This window comes from Caulobacter sp. GW822-FHT01G02, from assembly GCF_058802865.1.
In genome coordinates this window covers 360776-380595 of sequence record NZ_JBXAON010000001.1, presented here as the reverse complement: position 1 = coordinate 380595, position 19820 = coordinate 360776, and the positions used below count along the sequence as shown (strand labels likewise).

Annotated in this window: 22 protein-coding genes; 16 read left to right on the top strand and 6 right to left on the bottom strand. The window is 66.1% G+C overall.

Going from position 1 to position 19820, the window contains the following annotated elements:
- The first annotated feature begins 88 nt into the window (after positions 1-88).
- On the top strand, positions 89-1897 hold the full coding sequence (lepA, locus tag AC1RNC_RS01675) for a translation elongation factor 4 (RefSeq protein ID WP_492883191.1): 1809 nt from the start codon (positions 89-91) through the stop codon (positions 1895-1897).
- Positions 1898-1959: 62 nt separating this feature from the next.
- On the opposite strand, the gene AC1RNC_RS01670 is transcribed toward lepA, so the two are convergent.
- Entirely contained in the window at positions 1960-3483 is a 1524-nt protein-coding gene (locus AC1RNC_RS01670) for an anti-phage dCTP deaminase (protein WP_492883189.1), read from the bottom strand.
- A 284-nt stretch (positions 3484-3767) separates the two neighbouring features.
- On the opposite strand from AC1RNC_RS01670, the gene AC1RNC_RS01665 reads away from it, so the two are divergent.
- The 4 genes from AC1RNC_RS01665 (at position 3768) to AC1RNC_RS01650 (ending at position 7161) form a co-directional block, all read left to right on the top strand.
- Positions 3768-4184, top strand: a complete 417-nt coding sequence (locus AC1RNC_RS01665) for a very short patch repair endonuclease (RefSeq protein ID WP_492883187.1) — start codon at positions 3768-3770, stop codon at positions 4182-4184.
- Positions 4181-5344, top strand: coding sequence for a DNA cytosine methyltransferase (locus AC1RNC_RS01660; RefSeq protein ID WP_492883185.1), 1164 nt, complete (start codon positions 4181-4183; stop codon positions 5342-5344). The genes AC1RNC_RS01665 and AC1RNC_RS01660 overlap by 4 nt, the downstream gene beginning before the upstream one ends.
- 47 nt (positions 5345-5391) lie before the next feature.
- The gene (locus tag AC1RNC_RS01655) at positions 5392-6171 is read left to right on the top strand and encodes an Eco29kI family restriction endonuclease (protein WP_492883183.1); all 780 of its coding nucleotides are present in this window, start codon (positions 5392-5394) and stop codon (positions 6169-6171) included.
- Positions 6172-6285: 114 nt separating this feature from the next.
- Entirely contained in the window at positions 6286-7161 is an 876-nt protein-coding gene (locus AC1RNC_RS01650; RefSeq protein WP_492883181.1) for a hypothetical protein, read from the top strand.
- Between the two features lie 22 nt (positions 7162-7183).
- Here AC1RNC_RS01650 and AC1RNC_RS01645 read toward each other — a convergent pair whose 3' ends face one another.
- Entirely contained in the window at positions 7184-7960 is a 777-nt protein-coding gene (locus AC1RNC_RS01645) for a protein NO VEIN domain-containing protein (protein ID WP_492884364.1), read from the bottom strand.
- Positions 7961-7999: 39 nt separating this feature from the next.
- Entirely contained in the window at positions 8000-8569 is a 570-nt protein-coding gene (locus AC1RNC_RS01640) for a hypothetical protein (RefSeq protein WP_492883179.1), read from the bottom strand.
- Positions 8570-8632: 63 nt separating this feature from the next.
- Between AC1RNC_RS01640 and AC1RNC_RS01635 the strand changes: the two genes are divergently transcribed.
- A complete protein-coding gene (locus AC1RNC_RS01635) occupies positions 8633-8806 on the top strand; it encodes a hypothetical protein (protein WP_492836079.1) in 174 nt (57 codons plus the stop codon).
- Positions 8803-9423, top strand: a complete 621-nt coding sequence (locus AC1RNC_RS01630; RefSeq protein ID WP_492883177.1) for a glutathione S-transferase family protein — start codon at positions 8803-8805, stop codon at positions 9421-9423. Before AC1RNC_RS01635 ends, AC1RNC_RS01630 begins: the two co-directional genes overlap by 4 nt.
- Here the strand turns inward: AC1RNC_RS01630 and AC1RNC_RS01625 are convergent.
- Positions 9353-10435, bottom strand: a complete 1083-nt coding sequence (locus AC1RNC_RS01625; RefSeq protein ID WP_492883175.1) for a D-alanyl-D-alanine carboxypeptidase family protein — start codon at positions 10433-10435, stop codon at positions 9353-9355. The genes AC1RNC_RS01630 and AC1RNC_RS01625 overlap by 71 nt on opposite strands.
- Before the next feature lie 89 nt (positions 10436-10524).
- On the opposite strand from AC1RNC_RS01625, the gene AC1RNC_RS01620 reads away from it, so the two are divergent.
- Positions 10525-11613: a L,D-transpeptidase family protein gene (locus tag AC1RNC_RS01620; RefSeq protein WP_492883173.1), complete on the top strand. Its 1089-nt coding sequence runs from the start codon at positions 10525-10527 to the stop codon at positions 11611-11613.
- 140 nt (positions 11614-11753) lie between these two features.
- Here the strand turns inward: AC1RNC_RS01620 and AC1RNC_RS01615 are convergent, their stop codons facing one another.
- The gene (locus AC1RNC_RS01615; RefSeq protein ID WP_492883171.1) at positions 11754-12515 is read right to left on the bottom strand and encodes a class I SAM-dependent methyltransferase; all 762 of its coding nucleotides are present in this window, start codon (positions 12513-12515) and stop codon (positions 11754-11756) included.
- Positions 12516-12679: 164 nt separating this feature from the next.
- Between AC1RNC_RS01615 and AC1RNC_RS01610 the strand changes: the two genes are divergently transcribed.
- The 4 genes from AC1RNC_RS01610 (at position 12680) to AC1RNC_RS01595 (ending at position 16144) form a co-directional block, all read left to right on the top strand.
- A complete protein-coding gene (locus tag AC1RNC_RS01610) occupies positions 12680-14782 on the top strand; it encodes an acylase (protein WP_492883169.1) in 2103 nt (700 codons plus the stop codon).
- A 93-nt stretch (positions 14783-14875) separates the two neighbouring features.
- Positions 14876-15502: a beta/gamma-crystallin gene (locus AC1RNC_RS01605; protein WP_492883167.1), complete on the top strand. Its 627-nt coding sequence runs from the start codon at positions 14876-14878 to the stop codon at positions 15500-15502.
- 12 nt (positions 15503-15514) lie between these two features.
- Positions 15515-15925: a beta/gamma crystallin-related protein gene (locus tag AC1RNC_RS01600; protein ID WP_492883166.1), complete on the top strand. Its 411-nt coding sequence runs from the start codon at positions 15515-15517 to the stop codon at positions 15923-15925.
- A gap of 81 nt (positions 15926-16006) precedes the next feature.
- On the top strand, positions 16007-16144 hold the full coding sequence (locus AC1RNC_RS01595) for an entericidin A/B family lipoprotein (protein WP_099580356.1): 138 nt from the start codon (positions 16007-16009) through the stop codon (positions 16142-16144).
- A 3-nt stretch (positions 16145-16147) separates the two neighbouring features.
- Here the strand turns inward: AC1RNC_RS01595 and AC1RNC_RS01590 are convergent, their stop codons facing one another.
- Entirely contained in the window at positions 16148-16318 is a 171-nt protein-coding gene (locus AC1RNC_RS01590; protein WP_492883163.1) for a hypothetical protein, read from the bottom strand.
- A 289-nt stretch (positions 16319-16607) separates the two neighbouring features.
- On the opposite strand from AC1RNC_RS01590, the gene AC1RNC_RS01585 reads away from it, so the two are divergent.
- The 4 genes from AC1RNC_RS01585 (at position 16608) to AC1RNC_RS01570 (ending at position 19598) form a co-directional block, all read left to right on the top strand.
- Complete coding sequence (locus AC1RNC_RS01585) at positions 16608-17003, top strand: DUF983 domain-containing protein (protein WP_492883161.1); 396 nt, start codon at positions 16608-16610, stop codon at positions 17001-17003.
- Between the two features lie 105 nt (positions 17004-17108).
- Positions 17109-17264, top strand: coding sequence for a DUF3309 family protein (locus AC1RNC_RS01580; protein WP_099580360.1), 156 nt, complete (start codon positions 17109-17111; stop codon positions 17262-17264).
- Positions 17265-17364: 100 nt separating this feature from the next.
- On the top strand, positions 17365-18807 hold the full coding sequence (locus AC1RNC_RS01575) for an MFS transporter (RefSeq protein ID WP_492883159.1): 1443 nt from the start codon (positions 17365-17367) through the stop codon (positions 18805-18807).
- Positions 18808-18848: 41 nt separating this feature from the next.
- Complete coding sequence (locus AC1RNC_RS01570; RefSeq protein WP_492883157.1) at positions 18849-19598, top strand: DUF599 domain-containing protein; 750 nt, start codon at positions 18849-18851, stop codon at positions 19596-19598.
- The last annotated feature ends 222 nt before the right edge of the window (positions 19599-19820 follow it).

Below are 19820 nucleotides of genomic sequence, written 5' to 3'. Positions count from 1 at the left end.
CGACCGGTTAAGCATGCCCAAAGCGTCGCCGCGGACGGGACATGTTCAGGCCCTCGCGAAGCGGGCCAAATGTGATATGCGCACGGCCATGACTTCGACGCCTCTCGACAAGATCCGCAACTTTTCAATCGTCGCCCACATCGACCATGGGAAGAGCACCCTCTCCGACCGTCTGATCCAGGAGACCGGGGGCCTGACCGCGCGCGAGATGAGCGCCCAGGTTCTCGACAACATGGACATCGAGAAGGAGCGCGGCATCACCATCAAGGCGCAGACCGTGCGCCTGAAGTACCACGCCGACGACGGCGAGGACTACATCCTCAACCTGATGGACACGCCCGGGCACGTCGACTTCGCCTACGAGGTCAGCCGCAGCCTGGCCGCCTGCGAGGGCTCGATCCTGGTCGTCGACGCCAGCCAGGGCGTGGAAGCCCAGACCCTGGCCAACGTCTATTCGGCCATCGACAACAACCACGAGATCGTCCCGGTCCTCAACAAGATCGACCTGCCGGCCGCCGAGCCCGAGCGCGTGCGCGCCCAGATCGAGGACCTGATCGGCCTGGACGCCAGCGACGCCGTGCTGGCCAGCGCCAAGTCGGGCCTGGGCATCCACGACGTGCTGGAAGCCATCGTCAAGCGCCTGCCGCCCCCCAAGGGCGAGCGCGACGCGCCGCTGAAGGCCCTGCTGGTCGACGCCTGGTACGACGCCTATCTGGGCGTGGTCGTCCTCGTCAGGATCTTCGATGGCGCGCTGAAGGCCGGCCAGCAGGTCCGCATGATGCAGACCGGCGCCACCCACCGCATCGACAAGGTCGGGGTGTTCACGCCCAAGGCCACCGACGTGCAGGAGCTGGGCCCGGGCGAGGTCGGCTTCTTCACCGCCTCGATCAAGGAAGTCGCCGACGCCGCCGTCGGCGACACCATCACCGACGAGAAGAAGCAGACCGCCCAGGCCCTGCCGGGCTTCAAGGAAGTCCAGCCGGTCGTGTTCTGCGGCCTCTTCCCGGTCGACGCCGCCGACTTCGAGGACCTGCGCGCCGCCGTCGGCAAGCTGCGCCTGAACGACGGCAGCTTCACCTACGAGATGGAATCCAGCGCCGCCCTGGGCTTCGGCTTCCGCTGCGGCTTCCTCGGCCTCCTACACCTGGAGATCATCCAGGAGCGCCTGTCCCGCGAATTCGACCTCGACCTGATCGCGACGGCGCCCTCGGTCGTCTACAAGATCCACATGCGCGATGGCACGGAGCGGGAGCTCCACAACCCCGCCGACCTGCCCGACGTGATGCAGATCGAGAGCATCAGCGAGCCCTGGATCAAGGCCACCATCTTCACCCCCGACGAGTATCTCGGCGGCGTGATCAAGCTGTGCCAGGACCGTCGCGGCATGCAGCGCGAGCTCAGCTATGTCGGCAACCGCGCCATGGTCGTCTACGACCTGCCGCTGAACGAGGTGGTGTTCGACTTCTACGACCGCCTGAAGTCGATCTCGAAGGGCTATGCCAGCTTCGACTACCAGGTCGAGGACTACCGCGTCGGCGACCTGGTGAAGATGTCGATCCTGGTCAACGCCGAGCCGGTCGACGCCCTCTCCATGCTGGTCCACCGCGACCGCGCCGAGAGCCGCGGCCGGGGCATGTGCGAGAAGATGAAGGAGCTCATCCCGCAGCACATGTTCGTCATCCCGATCCAGGCCGCCATCGGCGGCCGCATCATCGCCCGCGAAACCGTCCGCGCCCTGCGCAAGGACGTGACCGCCAAGTGCTACGGCGGCGACGCCTCGCGCAAGCGCAAGCTGCTGGACAAGCAGAAGGCCGGCAAGAAGCGCATGCGCCAGTTCGGCAAGGTCGAGATCCCGCAGGAAGCCTTCATCGCGGCCCTGAAGATGGACGAGGATTGATCGGATATTTTCCGCGACAGAAGATGGATAATAAAGCACCAGCTATCGCCAATACCAAGGCGTTAATTCTCTGGGGCAACCACGTTGATGGATGCACCCAAAAGAGTTGACTGAAGCTCTTGGCGGATAATCGCTTCAGCTTCGGCGTAGGCCGGAGCTGGGGTTTTTCTGACAAAAGTCGCAGTGCCCTTCTTGAATTGCGGCACCATCCCATCAGTCGACTTCCATTTCTTCTTCTCAAAGACGCGGCCAAACATCGGCCCCGTAATCCCAACGAATTGCGAAAAAACCACGCGTCCGGAAACCGGGCCATCGGGATCTACAGATATAGAATCCGAAAATAGGTCTTCAGCATAGCTTTTAGGAAAGGGCATATTATATATGACCCTTGTTATGCCGCTAGCGATTATATGCTTTGCGCAGTTGTGACACGGAAATGTATTGGAATATAATGTGCAATTTCTAACTGAATGACCACCCCTAGCGGCATCAGTAATTGCATTCATTTCAGCATGTATCGTTCTACCGTATTCTAAAGAATCCATCATTTGAGAATCTGAGATTATTTTATCAGACCGGTCAAATAACAAAGCCTCCAACGAGGAGGGGTCGTTAAAATCATTTCTTACAACTCCTATTTCCCTCAATCTTTCAACTAGATCGCGCAACACCTCCCTTTTTCTCTCATCATTGCTGTCACGCCCTAGCTGAAATTCACGTTGGTCCCCCGCATCCCCCTCCCAATAGGTCCCGCCACCCGCACGCGGCACCTCATTGCAGCCAAGCGCTTGAACCTCGTGCCACTGATTAAGTATCGCGGCACCAACTTGGCGCGAAAGATCGGCAGATCTCAAAGAAGCCGTGCGAGCGAGCTGCATGCCATACTCTTCAGAAGTAGGCGTAACTCTCGGATCACCAAAAAGCGCGCGCAGAAATCTATCGATTGATGACAATATGCCCTTTTCTGTCTCAGCTTCGATTATTACGTCCGAAGCCGGAAAGGCATCCCTTAACCGTTGCCCCCATCGGTTTTCTTCCTCTATTTCATCCCTTCGAATGAGCGCCCGCGCTTCGATTGTCCTATCCGACCCCTTAGGTTTTCGTGGATTGTCGTTCGATATCAGCTGAGCAAGCCTATGCTCTCGAACACCCTGTCTCGCATGACAAGCGATTTGAACATACTGTTCTCCATAAAGAGATCTCAGCAGCTCACCCTCTTCGGGCCTTTTTAGTTGGTTCACAATATAAGCAACACGACCGATCCTGGAACCAGTTTCATCAATCGATAGCCGTTCACTTGTTATTCTAGATATGGCAAATTTCGCCATTATGTCGTTTTGTCCCGTTAGCTCCCTTAGTTTATTACATGCTGAAATCAAGTTTTCGTATCTATCTTTAGATTTTGCAGTATCAATAGTCGAGAATTTGTCCAATTCTCGGATCGCATCAGTGGCTTTTATTTCAACCGGCGTATATTTATATTCACGAAGGATTTTTTGAATTGCAGAGACAACTAACTTTGTGTCGACGCCGATGCGCGCAACAATACCAATCACAAGCTCGGCCTCTGAAGATCGTAGAGCCATTTTTCCTCGCAAATTGTGATCGTTAGCGCTGTTTCAATTAGCGATTCGAGGGATTAAGCTTTCTCATCGCAGGGTGGAAGGTTCAACATGTCACAACCACAAAGACAAACGTCAACCGGGTGGCTTCACAATTCATTCGAAGATGCTCGACGATATGTTGAAGAAAATCAAACAGCTGTAGCCCGAGTGCGCTCCAGCTTAAAAGACCCGGACGACAGAGAGCCAGGTCCGGAAAAAAATCTAGAGATTGATTAGCTTCGAATAGCCGCCACTTGCACCTCAGCGTGGTCGACCCCCTCTCCCCCGCCGAACGCAGCGCCCGCATGGCTCGCGTCAAGGGCAAGGGGTCCAGCGCCGAGATGCTGGTGCGGCGGCTGGTCCACCGCCTGGGCTACCGCTACCGCCTGCACGGCGCGAAGCTGCCCGGGCGGCCGGACCTGGTGTTTCCCGGCCGGAGGAAGGTGATCTTCGTCCACGGGTGTTTCTGGCATCGCCACCCCGATCCGGACTGCAAGCTGGCGCGGCTGCCCAAATCACGGCACGAGTTCTGGATCCCGAAGCTGGAGGGGAATCGCGCCCGCGATCTTCGCAAGCTGGCGGAGCTTGAAGCCCTGGGCTGGAGCGCGCTGACCCTCTGGGAATGTGGGCTCAAGGACGAGGCTTTCCTTGAGAACGAAATTAGAACATTCTTGGACTCATGAAGTCGATCGAACTGTTCGCGGGAGCCGGGGGGCTGGGCATCGGCCTGTGCCAGGCCGGGTTCAAGCCGGCCAAGGTGGTCGAGTGGAACCGCTATTGCCGCGAGACCATCGCCGAGAACCGCCAGAGTCCGGCCTCGCCCATGGCCGGCTGGCCCGAGGTCGAGGGCGACGTGCGCCATGTCGACTTCAAGGGCCTGGAGGGCCAGGTCGACCTGGTCTCGGGCGGTCCGCCCTGCCAGCCGTTCTCGCTGGGCGGCAAGCACCGGGCCTATGACGACACCCGCGACATGTTCCCCCACGCGATCCGCGCCGTGCGCGAGACGCGGCCGCGGGCCTTCGTGTTCGAGAACGTCAAGGGCCTGACCCGGGCCAGCTTCCGCAACTACTTCGAATATATCCGTCTGCAGCTGGAGCATCCGGAGGTGGTCGCCCGCCCGGACGAGGACTGGTCCGAGCACCTGGCGCGGCTGGAGGAGCATCATCTGCGTGGCGCGCGCGACGGCCTGGCCTATCGGGTCGTGGCCCGGGTTCTGAACGCCGCCGACTATGGCGTGCCGCAAAAGCGCGAGCGGGTGATCTTCGTCGGCTTCCGCGACGACCTGGACCTGGAATGGTCGTTCCCGGTCGCCACCCACTCGTCCGACGCGCTGCTATGGGCGCAACATCGCTCGGGCGACTATTGGGACGCGCACCAGGTCGCCAAGGCACGGCGCCCAGATCCTTCCGACGCGCCCGCCCGCGCCCTGGCGCTGCGCGACAAGCCGAGCGAGGTCGCCTGGCGCACGGTGCGCGACGCGATCGCCGACCTGCCCGATCCCGAGCTGGACCCGAGACGCGCGGCCAAGGTCGCCTACCACCGCTTCCAGCCTGGCGCGCGGTCCTATCCCGGCCATACCGGCAGTCCACTGGACGAGCCCGCCAAGACCCTGAAGGCCGGCGTCCACGGCGTGCCCGGCGGCGAGAACATGCTGGCCCGCCCCGATGGCACGGTGCGCTATTTCTCGATCCGGGAAAGCGCGCGCCTGCAAACCTTCCCCGACAGCTTCATCTTCCATGGGGCCTGGAGCGAGGTCATGCGCCAGCTCGGCAACGCCGTGCCGGTTCGCTTGGCCGAGGTCATTGGCAAGGACGTCGCCAGGAAGCTACGCTACGCGGCGTGAGCAGAACCAATTCCCTCGACGCCGAGATCGCCGCGCTGCGCGAGCGCGTGGCCGCCCTGACCAGCCTAGCTGATACCGCGCCTTTTTCACCGGTCGCGCGCCGCAAGGTCGATCACGAGCTTCGCGACGTCATAGAGACTCTGGAAGCCGCGCTGCGGCGACTGGACCCGATCGCCATGCCGCGCTCGGTCTTCGACCCCAGCAATCCCAAGGTGATCGGGCGGTTCACGGCCCTGGCGATGGTGGCGCAGGAACGCGCGCCCCTGAGTACGATCGGCCAGTTCTACGGATCGGGCGTCTACGCGATCTACTATCGGGGCGCTTACCCGCTCTACGCTCCGCTATCCGGGACGGAGACGCCGATCTATGTCGGCCAGGCCGCGCCCGCTCAGCAGGGCGCTCATAGCGCCCGGGATCAAGGCCCCCGGCTCGCGGCGCGCTTGAACGAGCACCGAAAGAATATCGGCAAGGCCGTCTCGACCTTGGATGTAGCCGACTTCGACGCACGCTTTCTCGTCGTTCAATCGGGCTGGGAAACGGCCGCCGAGGACTATCTGATCCATCTGTTCAAACCGATCTGGAACAACGAGACGAACCTGCTCTACGGCTTGGGCAAACACGGCGACAGCGCCACCACGCGGGCGAACAAGCGCTCTCCTTGGGACACCCTGCACCCTGGTCGGGCGTGGGCCGCCAATTCGACGGAAGACGCGCGCGCGCCGGAGCAAATCGTCGCCGACGTCACGGCTCATTTCAGCCGACATACTCCCTACCGCGAACGCGCGACCTTGCTCGAGGACTTCTTCACGGAGCTTCGGCAAAGCTGAACGCCCGCCGATACACTCCTAGTTCGAGCGCTTGAGACCCCGCCTTTTCAACGCCTTGTCGATTTTCGACGCCGTTCTGTCCCCGCCGTCTCGCGCGGCCGCAGACTGGCGGGCATGACAAAGACACATCCCGACGCCCGCCCGACCTGGTTCCGCCTCTCGGAGGATTCCTGGGCCAAGATCGCCGCGGAGTACAAGAACGGCGCGACCGCCGCCGAGCTGTCCGCCAAATGGAAAGTCTCGACGCGCAGCATCTATAGTCGCGCCGGCGCCAAGGGCTGGACCAAGAAGGCCAACAGCGACGCCGTCGCGCGCGCCCACGCCGACGCCCAGACCGAGGCGGAGACGGCCGCGCGCCTCCGGCGGCCGACGCCCCTGCCGGGCGAGGTCTGGCTGACGGATGACGACGCGGTGGAGGCTTTCAACGCCGCGCCGCTGTCGACCGACCCGTCCGCCCTGCGCAACGCCGCGATGGCCCGGCTGGCGGCGGCGATCCAGGACGGGCGCGACCACGAGGCGCTGCGGCTGACCACCCTGGCCGATCGGCTGGCGCGGCTGACCGCGCCGCAGCCGCCTTCGGAGGCCGCCCTGGCGGGAGCGACGGCCGACGGCTTCGACGGCGAGCGCGCCAAGCTGCTGATGACGGGCTTCGTCGACTGGCGGCCGACCAAGGCGGCGGTCGAGCACGAGACCGACCTGATGTTCCGCAGCATCTACCTGCTGGCCCTGGCCATGCTGCTGAAGCCCGAAAGCGTGCCGGCGCTGTTCAAGCGGCGGGTGATGCGCTTTCGCCGCGACTATCTGGGCGAGGACGACGCCGACGCCCTGGAGGCGGCCGACCGCACGACCGCCTACGCGTTGAAGGAGCTGGACATCACGATCATGGACTTCAACGAGCCCGAGCCGCGTCCGGCGCGCAAGGTCCCGGCGCGCACCTGGCCGCCATCCCGTCCGCCCTATCCGAGCCGGCGGCGCCTGGCCGCGTCCTAGCCGCTCCGGAGTCCGGAAGCCCTCACCCGAACGGCGGCTTCATCCGGTAGAAGCGCGCCTCGCCCAGCAGGTCGTAGACCCGGCGGATGCGGAAGGCCTCGGGGCGGGCCTCGGCGAGGTCGAACTCGGCCTGGCTGAGTCCGAACGGAGAGACCTCGCCCGAGAGGGTGGTTTTGACCACGATCAGGCGCGGGGTCTCGTCCAGGCCAAAGCCGATCACGTCGCAGCCGTCCGGGTCGCCGTCGCGGGAGGGGCGGATCTTCGCCGCCAGGTCGGGGCGACCGCGATCGGACAGGCGGCGGGCCTCGAAGGCGATGATGCTGGAGACGCCCAGCCCCTTCAGAAACCGGTCGTCGGCCTCGCGCCCGCCCATGTCGAAGCGCTGGATCACCCGGATCAGGCGCTCGTCCATCGGCATCGGCCGGGGCGGCGCGGCCTCGATCAGCGGCACGGCCGGCGGGGCGGTGAACAGCGAGGCGGGGCGGACGGCGGCGCTGAGCAGGGCCGGCTTGGCGGCCAGCTGCTCCTCGACCGCCTCCAGCAGCGCGGTGTCGTACGACCAGCGCGGCGGCTGGTCGCGCAGGATCGGCAGGCCGATCAGCGACAGCACCGCCGAGATCTCGCCCTGTTTCCAGGTGATCGGCATGTCGGACTTGCCGGTGACGAAGCGGACGGTGCGATCGTGAGCGCCGCGATCGACCGGCTTGCCGGCGAGCGTCTTCTCCAGCTGGGCGACATAATCGCCCACCACCACGGCGAGGTCAGCCCCCGTCCACTCGCGCCCCGATTCCCCCGTCATCGGACGATGATGCGTCACGACGGAGTGTTACGCCACAAGCTAGGGTAAACTTGGCTGTTTCATCGCGCCCGCCACGGCCATGGGCGCGTCCTGCACCGGCATCTGGTCGGCCTGCAGCTTGGCGGCCTCCATGGCGCGGCGCACGGTGGTCACCGGCGCGTCGGCGTCGACCTTGAAGGTCAGCACCGCGGTATGGGCCGGGTTCTCGCCGAGATTGGCGAAGCCGCCGGTCCGCTCGGCGTTGAAGGTCACGCCGTAGGTGCGGTTGGCCAGCACCCGGCACAGCAGGACGAAGGTCTTCTGGTCGCCCAGCAGCCGGGGCGTCTTCACGCAGTCCATCGGCTCGGCGCCCGGCGCGGCGGCGTAGTTCCAGGCGCTCGGCGACATCTGCTGGTCGAAGGCGGCCTTGAGGATCAGCACGCCCGGCGGCACGGTCTGGTCCTGGGCCGGATAGGTCGAGACCAGGTTCGGCGGCGAGGTCGGCGGCAGGATCAGGACGGGCGAGACGGTGTTGGGGCCTTCCGGAGACGGCTTCGTCTGGGCGTGCGCGCCCGCGGCGGCCAGCACGGCGAAAGCGATCAGGACGGGAACCGAACGGCGGCGCGACATCTTTCCAAAGTGACCCTCAAGCGCGGCCTTCTCAAGGCGTCTTTACAGGCCTACATCGCCTTCATGACCGACAAACCCGAAGTCCCGGCCGATGAAACGCCGATGCAGCGCGCCCTGCGCCTGAAGAAGGCCGCCCAAGGCAAGCACGGCCACGGAGCCAAGGCCTCGACCGGCAAGATCGAACGCTCCAGCGTCGCGGCCCCGACCGGCAAGTCCAGACCCTGGATGACCCGGTGACGATCCCCAAGGTCCTCGGCCGCGTCTCGTCCATCAACGTCCGCAAGGTCCTCTGGACCCTGGACGAACTGGGCGTGGCCTATGAGCGCGAGGACTGGGGGCAAGGCTTCGCGCCCACCAGCGACCCGAAGTTCGTCGCGCTGAACCCCAACGCCCTGGTGCCGGTGCTGATCGATGAGCACGGCCCGGTCTGGGAGAGCAACGCGATCTGCCGCTACGTGGCGGCCGACACCCCGCTGTTCCCGGCCGACCGCCGCCAACGCGCGCTGGTCGATCAGTGGATGGACTGGCAGTGCACCGAGCTGAACACCGCCTGGCGCCACGCCTTCGCCGGCCTGGTGCGCAAGACGCCCGGCTTCGACGATCCCAAGCAGATCGCGGCCAGCGTCGCGGCGTGGAACACGGCCATGGGCCTGCTCAGCGCGCGGCTGCTGGACACCGGCGCCTATGTCGCGGGCGACACGTTCACCCTGGCCGATATCGTGCTGGGCCTGTCGGTCCACCGCTGGCTGTTCAGCCCGATCGAGCGCGAGGACTGGCCGACGCTCACCGCCTATTACGAGCGGCTGAGCCAGAGGCCGGCGTTCCGGACGTGGGCTGATCCGCGGGTTCCGTGATCGGCTCGGAGCCTTCCTGGGGCAGGCTCGAGATCGGCACGCCCGGCAGCAGCGGCTCGCCCGTCCACTCCCAGTGCCAGGGCTCGTAGGCGTAGTTGACGAAGCCGAACCGCGGCGCGTTCACGACCATCCAGCGATAGACCGACGAGCGCGCCATGACGAGCCGGTTGGCGTCGGCTGAACTGTCCGGTCTAGAGCCCGGCGCGGCGTCGATGACCAGGTCCACGGCCAGGCCGGTGCGGTGGGCCGAGCAGATGGTGCGCCTCAAGCCCTGGCAGTTGTTGTCTCGCGCGCACCGCTGGGCGTCGGCGTCCGGGGCGCGGAAGCCCGAGAAGATCGTCAGCGACTCCGGCCGAGGCAAGACGCCCGCCGACCGCGCCTCGGCGACCATCCTCCGATAGGCCTCCAGCGCGCCGGGCGTCAGGCGGATGGCCTTGCCGCCATAGCTCTCCTTGGGACCGGCCTGGGCGAGACTGGCCTCGGGCGGCGCGCCGGGGCACATGCCCACGCGGTTCACGCGCACGAACGGTCGCGCCAGATGCCAGCGGACCAGCATGACGCCGAACACCGCGGGGTCGACGACACCGGTCTGCCGCAGGCCATGCGCGCCCTGCCAGCGCGCCAGGGCCGAGGCGAAGCCGTTCGAGCCTGGGCCACAGGTCGTGCCGATCTCGGCGGCGATCCGTGGGGCGTAGATCTCCCATCCGGTCTCTGGCTTGCCGAACGGGGACCAGGCCAGGGTCGACAGCGAGGCGGCGTTGACGGCGGCGGCGGTGTCGGGGGCGTCGGTTCCATCGCAGGTCTCCGCCGCGCCAGCCAGCGGCGTTGGGGCCGACGGCGGGTCGATGGAGGTGAAGTGCTGTTCCGCCGGCGTCGCGTAGGCGCTCTCGTCGCGCGGCTGAGCGGGTCTTGGAGGGGCTCCGCCGCTGGGCCACGTCACCCATAGCCAGAACCCGCCGCCCGCCAGCAACAGAAGGCCAAGGCCCCAAAGCCATCGTCGCAGCGCCCTCAAGTCGATCCCCGCATTTGGCCTCGCGATCCCACGGAACTTCGCCATGGCTCAAGCCTTGAGACGGGGCAGTCGTTCCGTCTGGAGTTCTTATGACCGTCCTGGTTTCCCGTTTCGCCCTGATCGCCGTGCTGGCCCTGTCGGCCTGCGACGACAAGCCACCGGCCAAGCCCGCGCCGGCCAAGACGGTCCAGAAGTCCGCGCCCGCTCAGCCACCGGTCGTCGCCGCGCCGGCGGCTGTCGCGGCCAGCTCGCCGCTGGCCCAGACGATCAACGCCGCGACCTTCGATCCCGCCGCCACCGATCCCGAGGCGCGCCGCAATCTGCTGGTCCGCATCCAGACCCTGCTGGACCGCGCCCACTTCTCGCCGGGCGTCATCGACGGCCGCGATGGTACGAACCTGACCCTGGCGATCAAGGCCTTCCAGACCTCGCGCAGCCTGACGGCCGACGGTCAGATCACGCAACAACTGATCGACACCCTGACCGCCGGAGACGCCGGGCCGGTGCTGGTCGACTACACGATCACCGCCCAGGACGAGGCCGGCCCGTTCTCGCCGCCGATCCCCAAGGACGACTACGAGGCGATGGCCAAGCTGCCGGCCCTCGACTACATGACCCCGCTCGAAATGCTGGCCGAACGCTTCCACATGGACGAGGCGCTGCTGCAGGCGCTGAATCCCGGCGTCGACTTCGGCGCGGCGGGAACGACGATCGTGGTGACGTCCGCCGGCGCCGACACCTTGGATCGCAAGGTCGACCGCATCGAGATCGACAAGGCTCTGGGGCAGGTCCGCGCCTTCGACAAGGACGGCGCCCTGCTGGCGACCTATCCGGCGACGGTCGGCAGCACCGAGCGTCCCGCGCCGACCGGCGAATGGGCCGTGCGCACCCTGGCGCCCAGGCCGACCTACACCTACGACCCGTCGCGCCTGACGTTCGGCAAGCCCAAGGGCAAGCTGACCATCAAGGCGGGGCCGAACAACCCAGTCGGCTCGACCTGGATCGACCTGACCAAGGACACCTACGGCATCCACGGCACGCCCGATCCCAAGCTGGTCAACAAGCGCGCCTCGCACGGCTGCGTGCGCCTGACCAACTGGGACGCTGCCGAGCTGGGCTCGGCCGTGAACAAGGGCGCCAAGGTGGTGTTCATGGGCGCGGAGGCGCGGGCGAAGTAGCCCTTCCACACGCACCAAAACTTGTCATCCCGGAAAGCCTGCAAGGCTTGTCCGGGACCAGGGGGTGCATGAGCGTCGTGCCGGCCGCCCCTGAGTCCCGGACAGCCTCTACGAGGCTTCCGGGATGACAAGGGTTTGCATCACTTCGGCTTGCGGAACTTCAGGATGAACTGATCCGTCTTCCCGCGAATGCTCGGGTCGAACACGCTCGCCGTATGAGGATCGGCCGCGCTCGCCAGCAGCGGGCTCTCGGCCTCCAGCTTGAACCCGGCGGCCTCGACCTCGCTCTTCACCTGGGCGATGTCGATGCGGTGCAGGGCGTCCGGCGCCGTGGTCGCGCCGGGCAGGGCCGCGTGGTCGATGACCAGGAAGACACCGCCCGGCTTCAGCGACTTGAAGATCTCGGCATTGGCCTTGGCCGCGGTGTCGACCGGAAACGGTTTCAGGTGCTGGTCGTGATAGTTCTGGACCGTGATCGCCACGTCGGCGCCGTCCGGCAGGTCCAGCGCGGTCATCGGCCCGTTCAGCGGCTTGACGTTGGCGAGAGCGGCCGCGACCGTCTTCTGGTCCTCGCCGTACTGAGCCTTGAACTTGATGAACTCGGCCGGCTGATAGGCATAGACCACGCCCTTGGGACCGACGGCGGCCGACAGGATGCGGGTGAAATAGCCGCCGCCCATGATGTAATCGATGACCGTGTCGCCGGGCTTGACCTCGGCCAGGGCCAGGACCTCGCCGGGGTGGCGGGCGGCGTCGCGGGCCGTATGGGCGGCGGGACGCGACGGATCAGCCAGGGCCTTCTCGATATTGGCCGGAACCTGGGCGAACGCGCCGCCGCCGACGCTGAGCGCCCCGAAAGCCAGAACGCCGGCGAGTACCGAAACCAAGTGCTTGCGAGCCATGGGCCGCCTCCCTCTTTGCTTAAATCGAACCTAGCAGCCCAGTTAGGGATGGCGAACGACGTTCTCGCGACGTTTCAGCCAGCTTTCGTCGAAACCGGCCCTAGGCACGACCAAGCGCGCCCCGCATGATCGTCGGTAACAAATAATGGGCTGGGGAGGCTCGGATGAAGTGGATCCTGCGCGGGATCGGCGCCTTGCTGGCGCTCGTGGCGCTGGCGGCTGCGGGCTTGATCGTCATCGACCAGGCCAGCCTGCCCAAGGCCCCTGCCCGCCAGGCCTTGCTCGACAAGGCCAAGACCTACGACGTCCGCATCCGTCGCGACGACTGGGGCGTGCCGCACGTGCTGGGCAAGACCGACGCCGACGCCGCCTTCGGTCTCGGCTACGCCCAGAGCGAGGACGACTTCGCCACCCTGCAGGACGTGGTGCTGGCCACCCGGGGCGTGCTGGCCCGCGACAAGGGCAAGGCCGCCGCGCCGACCGACTATGTCACCGCCCTGCTCGACGTCTGGCCGACGACCAACGCCCACTACGGCGAGCTGCCGGCCGAGCTACGCAAGATCATGGAGGCCTATGCCGACGGGGTCAGCGTCTATGCCGCCAAGCACCCGGAGAAGGTCAAGGCGGGCCTGCTGCCTCTGACCGGGCGTGACATCGAGGCCGGCTTCGTCTTCAAGCAGCCGTTCTTCTACGGCCTGGACGGGGAGCTGAAGCGCCTCACGACACCGGACGCCCCGCCGCCGCCGGCCAAGGGCTCGAACGGCCTGGCGACCGCGCCTTCGCGCAGCGCCGATGGGGCCACGCGGCTGCTGGTCAATTCGCACCAGCCCTATACAGGCCCGGTCGCCTGGTACGAGGCCGTGGTCGAGAGCGGCGAAGGCTGGCACGTGGCCGGCGGCTTCTTCCCCGGCGCGCCGTTCATGCTGCACGGCCACAACGCCAATCTGGGCTGGGCCAATACGGTCTCCAAGCCCGACCTGGTGGACATCTACCGCCTGACCCTCAACCCGGCGAACAAGAACCAGTACAGGCTGGACGGCCAGTGGAAGGACTTCGACAAGCGCTACGTGACCCTGCGTGTGAAGCTCCTGGGCCCGATCGTGCTGCCGGTGAGGAAGGCCGTGCTGCGCTCGGTCCACGGACCGGTGCTGGAGACCGATCACGGCGTCTTCGCCATCCGCTACGCCGGCATGGGCGAATGGCGCCAGCCGTTGCAGTACTGGCGGCTGAACCGCGCCCGCACCGTCGAGGAATGGCGCGCCGCCATCGCCACCCACGCCATCCCCAGCCTGAACTACGTCTATGCCGACAAGGCCGGGAACATCGGCTTCGTGCATAACGGCCAATACCCCAACCGCACCGTCGACGCCGACTGGAAGGGGATCTTGCCCGGCGACCGCTCGGACCTGATCTGGCGGGGTTACCGTCCGCCTGAGCAGACGCCGCAGCTGTGGAATCCGAAGTCGGGTCTGGTGTTCAACTCCAACAACAGCCCCTTCCAGGCCAGCGAGGCGGCCGACAATCTCAGGCCCGAGGCCTTCCCCGCCTCGATGGGCCTGCAGACCAACATGACCAACCGCGCCTGGCGGGCGCTGGAGACCTTCGGGACCGACCATGCGATCACCGACACGAGCTTCCGCGCCCATAAGTTCGACGTGGCGTTCAGCGACCGCTCGTCGGTGATGGAGATGGTCCGCGAGGTCACCGCCATCGATCCGAAGGGCGACGCCGATCTCGCCAAGGCCCAGGCCATTCTGCGCGCGTGGGACAAGAAAGCCGACGTTCATGATCGCGGCGCGGCTCTGGCGGCGCTGATGACCCAGCCGATCCTGTTCGCCCGCTCGAACGGTGATCCGGCCCCGACGCCGCTGGCCAGCCTCCAGGCGGCGATCAAGAGGCTGAAGACCCACTTCGGTCGCCTCGATCCCGAATGGGGTCAGGTCAACCGCATCCGGCGCGGAAGCGTGGACCTGCCGATCGACGGGGCGGCCGACACCTATCGCTCGGTCTGGGGCAAGCCGGAGACGGATGGCACGACCACGGCCGACGGCGGCGACACCTTCATCATGTTCGTCACCTGGGACAGAGCCGGGACGCTGCGCTCGGAGAGCATCCACCAGTTCGGCTCGGCCACCCTCGACGCCGCCTCGCCGCACTATGCCGACCAGACGCCGCTGTTCGTGGCGATGAAGACCAAGCCGGTCTGGTTCACCGAGGAACAGCTGAAAGGACACGTTAAGGTCGACTATCGCCCGGGCGAGCGTTAACTTTCAGAGCTAGACCGTTCAGGCGCCGTTCAGTTGGGGGACGGTTAGCTGGGCTTCACACGACGAAGCCTTCCTTGGTGGGGAAACAGAGACATGCGCAAGACCCTTGGCCTGATGGCCCTTTCCGTTGTCGCGTTCGCGGGCGCGGCCTCGGCCCAGGTGCCGAATTGGAACGGCCGCTACGACGATCCGCCGCGCGGCTCCTACACCCAGTCCTGCCGCGAGATCACGGCCTTCAACGGCCAGGTCTGGGCCCGTTGCCAAACCAGCCGCGGCGGCTGGGAGTGGACCAGCGCCCGCGCGCGCGACTGCGGCGGCCAGGGTCTGGAGAACCGCGACGGTCGCCTGGAATGCGCGGGCTTCAACGGTCCGGGGCAAGGCGGCGGCTGGGGCGGCAACAACGGCGGCGGCTGGAATAATGGCGGCGGCTGGAACAACGGCGGTGGCGGTCGCCCCGGCGGCTCGCGCGACGGGGTCGTGCTGTTCGAGGATCCCAATTACCAGGGACGCGCCTTCGAGGTGAACGGCGACATGCCCGACCTCGGCGCCGTCAAGTTCAACGACAAGGCCTCGTCGATCCAGATCGGCCGCGCCGGCGGCCGCTGGGAGATCTGCGAACACGCCAACTATCAGGGCCGCTGCAGCCGCCTGGACGCCGACCAGGCCATCCTGCCCCGCGAATGGAACGACGCGATCAGCTCGATCCGTCGCGTCCGCTAGGAGGTCGCCATCATGCGCAAGATCGCCTTTCTGATCGTCTGCGGGGCCATCGCCCTGGCGGCCACGGGCGCCGTCGCCCAGGACCGCTACCAGGACCGCGACGACCGCTATGATCACCGCGACGACCGTCGCCATGACCGTTGGGACGATCGCCGTGACGGCCGCTGGGGTCCTGGGGGCGAGGTGGTGCTGTTCGAGCACGACGGCTTCCGCGGCGAGGCCCGCCCGCTGCGCGGCGACGTGCCGGACCTGTCGCGCCTCGGTTTCAACGACCGCGTCTCGTCCATGCGCATCCGGCGCGGATCGTGGGAGTTCTGCGAGCACGCCTACTATCAGGGCAAGTGCTGGCGATACGACTACGATATGGCCAGCCTGCCCAGGAAGCAGAACGACCGTTACAGCTCGGTCCGCCGGGTGCGCTGATCCTTAAGCCGCGTTGGGCTCTTGAAGCTCGGCGCGGCCCACGGTTAAGGTCCGCCGCCTTCCAAGCTGGAGCTCTGATCTATGCGTAAGTTCGTCGTCCTCGCCGCCGCCGCGGCCGCCCTGCTGGTCTCGGCCTGCAACACCATCGAAGGCGCGGGTCGCGACGTCTCGTCGGCTGGCAAGGCCGTCGCCGGCGCCGCTCGCGACGCCAAGCACTAGCCGCTAAGCGTCTTCCTCGCGCGAGGTCTCCGCGCCGATCGCCTGCTTCTCATGCGGCGCGACGGCGCTGTCCGACGCGTGACGGACGGCGTGTTCGGCCTTGGAAGCGCCAACGCCCTCGCGTGGCGGCGTTTCCGGGCCGGGATCGGGTTCGGTTGGGCGTTCTGGCGTCATGGCGCGTCTCGTCTGCAATCCAGACGATTAACGCCGCCTCCCGACAACTGTTCCAGAGACGTCCGATCAAGGACTCACGGTCCCGAACGCAGCTTCTGAAATAACGGGCGTTGACCAGAACCAGTGTACGAGCCGTCCGGATATCGTTTGCATCGCTTGATCGAGACTGATTTTAAGGGGCGCCACGTTCTACCGGCGGCAAAAATCTACAAGATCTTACAGCAAGTTTGGACATAACGTCGCCGTGCGACGGCTGGTCGCCCTTTTCCCGCCGGATCCGAAAGCGCATATGAGCGGCATGTCAGAGTTCCAGTCCTCCGCACCGCCCATGCTCGTCGGCCTTACGCGCGGCGTGCGGCATCACTGCCCCAACTGCGGCGAGGGCCGTCTGTATCGTGGTTACCTGAAGGTCGAGCCGGTGTGCGAGGCCTGCGGCCACGAACTGGGCAGCTATCCGGCCGACGACGGCCCAGCCTATTTCACCATCCTGCTGGTCGGCCATCTTGTCGTGGCCCCACTGCTGTTGTTTCCGGTGATCTGGGAGGGGCCGCCGCTGATCGTCGTGCCCGTCTGCCTGACGACGCTGGCCACCCTGACCCTGCTGCTGCTGCCGCGCGTCAAGGGCGCGGTGATCGGGGCGCTGTGGGCCATCCGCCTGCGCAAGGCCGAGGACACCCCAGCCTAGGCGGAACCAAACGGCGCGGAACCGACAAGCGCCGCCGAGAATTCCCGAAAGCAAGACCCTAGCGTCGCCGTGGTGGCGGACGCAGGCTTCAAGGACTTTCGGACCATGCTCGGCACGATCCTCATCATCATCCTGATCCTGGCTCTGATCGGCGCGCTGCCGACCTGGGGGCACAGTCGTTCGTGGGGCTATTTCCCCTCGGGCGGTCTGGGCCTGATCCTGATCATTCTCATCATCCTGGTTCTGCTCGGCCGCATCTAGCGCCTCTTTCGGAGAGCCGGGTCATCCATTCTGATGACCCGGTGGTTGCTCCGGAACGCCGTTCGCCTAAGCTCCCCTCCCAAATGGGAGGGGAGTTCACATGACGGCGACCGCCGACGCGACATCCGGAGCGCGCCTGTCGCCCGTGGCCCGCGCCAAGGCCATCCTGGGCGGCTCGGCCGGCAATCTCGTCGAATGGTACGACTGGTTCGCCTACGCCGCCTTCACCCTCTATTTCGCGCCCGCCTTCTTTCCCAAGGGCGACCAGACCGTGCAACTGCTGCAGGCGGCGGCGGTCTTCTTCCTGGGTTTCGTGGCCCGGCCCATCGGCGCCTGGCTGATGGGGATGTACGCCGACCATGCCGGCCGTCGCGCCGCGCTGTCGGCGTCCGTGGCCCTGATGTGCGGCGGGGCGCTGATCATCGCCGTCACCCCCGACTTCGGGACCATCGGCCTGTGGGCCCCAGCCATCCTCCTGTTCGCGCGCGTGCTGCAGGGCCTGTCGGTCGGCGGCGAGTATGGCGCCAGCGCCACCTATATGAGCGAGATGGCCGGCAAGACCCGCCGCGGCTTCTGGTCCAGCTTCCACTACGTGACCCTGATCGCCGGGCAGCTTATCGCGCTGGGCGTGCTGATCGTGCTGCAACGGACCCTGGGCGAGGCCGAGCTGAAGGCCTGGGGCTGGCGCATCCCGTTCGTCATCGGCGCGATCCTGGCCGTGGTGGTGTTCTGGATCCGTCGAGGCCTGGAGGAGAGCATCGCCTTCAAGCGCTCCGCTCAGCGCGAGAGCCTGTCACGCGGTCAGGTGGCCAGCGCGGCGGTCTTCCTGGCGCTGACGGTGATCGCCGGCGTCATGGGCGTCACGACTGGCCCGCTGGCCAAGCCCGGCCAGTATCTGGGCGCGTTGTTCCTGCTGGCGTTCTTCGTGTCGCTGATCGTGCCGCTGGTCCGCCGCCATCCGCGCGAGAGCCTGCTGATCATGGGCCTGACGGCGGGCGGTTCGCTGACCTTCTATGTCTACACCACCTACATGCAGAAGTTCCTGGTCAACACGGCCGGCTTCAGCAAGGGGCAGGCCTCGGAGATCAGCGCGCTCAGCATGATCGGCTTCATGCTGGCCCAGCCCCTGGCCGGCTGGCTGTCGGACCGTTTGGGCCGCAAGCCGATGTTGATCCTGGCCTTCGGCGGCGGCGCCCTGACCATCTGGCCGATCATGACCGGCATCAGCCACGTGACCTCGGTGTCGAGCGCCCTGATTCTGATCCTGGCCGGCATGGCCTTCCAGTCCTGCTACACCTCGATCAGCGCCGTGGTGAAGGCCGAGATGTTCCCGGCCGAGATCCGCGCCCTGGGCGTGGCCCTGCCCTACGCCCTGGCCAACGTCCTGTTCGGCGGCACGGCCGAGATGGTCGCCCTGGCCTTCAAGCACGAGAAGATGGAGAGCACCTTCTATCTCTATGTCGCGGCGGTGATGACGGTCGGCCTCGTCTGCTCGCTCCTCCTGAAAGACACGATGCGCCATAGTCTGATCCACGAGGATTGATCGGCGTTTTCCGACTCTCCGCGTCCAGCTAGGTTGGCGTCATGCCGTTGCTCGACATTATCGTCCTGACCGTCTTCGCCGCGTGCTGGCTGCTGTACGAGCCTCTGCTCAAGCGGCTGGGCGAAGGCGGCGGCGTGCTCAACACCGACATGACCGTCATCCGCCGCCGGTGGATGCAGGAGATGGCGGTGCGCGAGGTGGCCCTGCTGGACGGACAGCTGTTGGGCCACGCGATCAATTCGGCCAGCTTCTTCGCCTCGTCGAACCTTATCCTGATCGCCGCCGCCGCCGGGGTGCTATTCGGCGGCGACAGCGCCTGGAAGAGCGTCGAGGGCCTGGCCGTGCTGGCCAAGACCTCGCCGATGATGTTTCAGATCAAGCTGGGCCTGGTGCTGGTGGCCCTGGCGCGTGGCCTGCTCGACTTCATCTGGGCGATCCGCCAGATGAACTACTGCCTGGCCGCCATCGGCGCCGCGCCGATGTGGGCGCCGGCCGCCGTGCTGGCCGAATACGCCGAAGCCGCCGGCGGCATCCTCAACCCCGCCCTGTCGGCCTTCAACGCTGGCGTTCGCGCCTACTACTTCGCCCTGGCGGCGGCCGTGTGGCTGCTGGGGCCCGCGCCCTTCCTGGTCGCCACCGTCGGAGCCATGAGCCTGCTGCTCTGGCGCCAACGCCGCAGCCGCGCCTCGATCGCCGTGCACAAGGTTCGCCAGATTCTGGAGCGCCAGCCCGTCGTCCACGGCCCGCATCTGGCCCATCTCGACGACGCGCCGCCGGAAGATCGAATTTAGGAAGATCGCGTTCGGCAAGCGGGGCCGGAAGGCCGCTGACACCCGCGCGGCGTTCTCCTGGCCGCGCCTCCAAAGACCTCAGCCAAGCTCCTCAATCGGCAGCCCAGATGCAATAAGCCCCGCCGGCGAATCGATCACCGGCGGGGCTAATGGGAAGTCTTGTGGGTAGACAAGACATTCTTACCTCAACTTGGGCGGCTTCGCAACCGCCCTGCGGCGGGA

Excerpts from the sequence above, each read along its gene's own strand:
- AC1RNC_RS01585 (WP_492883161.1), top strand. The coding sequence starts at position 16,608 with ATGAGCGGCATGTCAGAGTTCCAGTCCTCCGCACCGCCCATGCTCGTC.
- AC1RNC_RS01575 (WP_492883159.1), top strand. The coding sequence starts at position 17,365 with ATGACGGCGACCGCCGACGCGACATCCGGAGCGCGCCTGTCGCCCGTG.
- AC1RNC_RS01605 (WP_492883167.1), top strand. The coding sequence starts at position 14,876 with ATGCGCAAGACCCTTGGCCTGATGGCCCTTTCCGTTGTCGCGTTCGCG.
- AC1RNC_RS01620 (WP_492883173.1), top strand. The coding sequence starts at position 10,525 with ATGACCGTCCTGGTTTCCCGTTTCGCCCTGATCGCCGTGCTGGCCCTG.
- AC1RNC_RS01600 (WP_492883166.1), top strand. The coding sequence starts at position 15,515 with ATGCGCAAGATCGCCTTTCTGATCGTCTGCGGGGCCATCGCCCTGGCG.
- AC1RNC_RS01570 (WP_492883157.1), top strand. The coding sequence starts at position 18,849 with ATGCCGTTGCTCGACATTATCGTCCTGACCGTCTTCGCCGCGTGCTGG.
- AC1RNC_RS01670 (WP_492883189.1), bottom strand. The coding sequence starts at position 3,483 with ATGGCTCTACGATCTTCAGAGGCCGAGCTTGTGATTGGTATTGTTGCG.
- AC1RNC_RS01580 (WP_099580360.1), top strand. The coding sequence starts at position 17,109 with ATGCTCGGCACGATCCTCATCATCATCCTGATCCTGGCTCTGATCGGC.
- AC1RNC_RS01595 (WP_099580356.1), top strand. The coding sequence starts at position 16,007 with ATGCGTAAGTTCGTCGTCCTCGCCGCCGCCGCGGCCGCCCTGCTGGTC.
- AC1RNC_RS01650 (WP_492883181.1), top strand. The coding sequence starts at position 6,286 with ATGACAAAGACACATCCCGACGCCCGCCCGACCTGGTTCCGCCTCTCG.
- AC1RNC_RS01635 (WP_492836079.1), top strand. The coding sequence starts at position 8,633 with ATGACCGACAAACCCGAAGTCCCGGCCGATGAAACGCCGATGCAGCGC.
- AC1RNC_RS01615 (WP_492883171.1), bottom strand. The coding sequence starts at position 12,515 with ATGGCTCGCAAGCACTTGGTTTCGGTACTCGCCGGCGTTCTGGCTTTC.
- AC1RNC_RS01640 (WP_492883179.1), bottom strand. The coding sequence starts at position 8,569 with ATGTCGCGCCGCCGTTCGGTTCCCGTCCTGATCGCTTTCGCCGTGCTG.
- AC1RNC_RS01590 (WP_492883163.1), bottom strand. The coding sequence starts at position 16,318 with ATGACGCCAGAACGCCCAACCGAACCCGATCCCGGCCCGGAAACGCCG.
- lepA (WP_492883191.1), top strand. The coding sequence starts at position 89 with ATGACTTCGACGCCTCTCGACAAGATCCGCAACTTTTCAATCGTCGCC.
- AC1RNC_RS01660 (WP_492883185.1), top strand. The coding sequence starts at position 4,181 with ATGAAGTCGATCGAACTGTTCGCGGGAGCCGGGGGGCTGGGCATCGGC.
- AC1RNC_RS01645 (WP_492884364.1), bottom strand. The coding sequence starts at position 7,960 with ATGACGGGGGAATCGGGGCGCGAGTGGACGGGGGCTGACCTCGCCGTG.
- AC1RNC_RS01610 (WP_492883169.1), top strand. The coding sequence starts at position 12,680 with ATGAAGTGGATCCTGCGCGGGATCGGCGCCTTGCTGGCGCTCGTGGCG.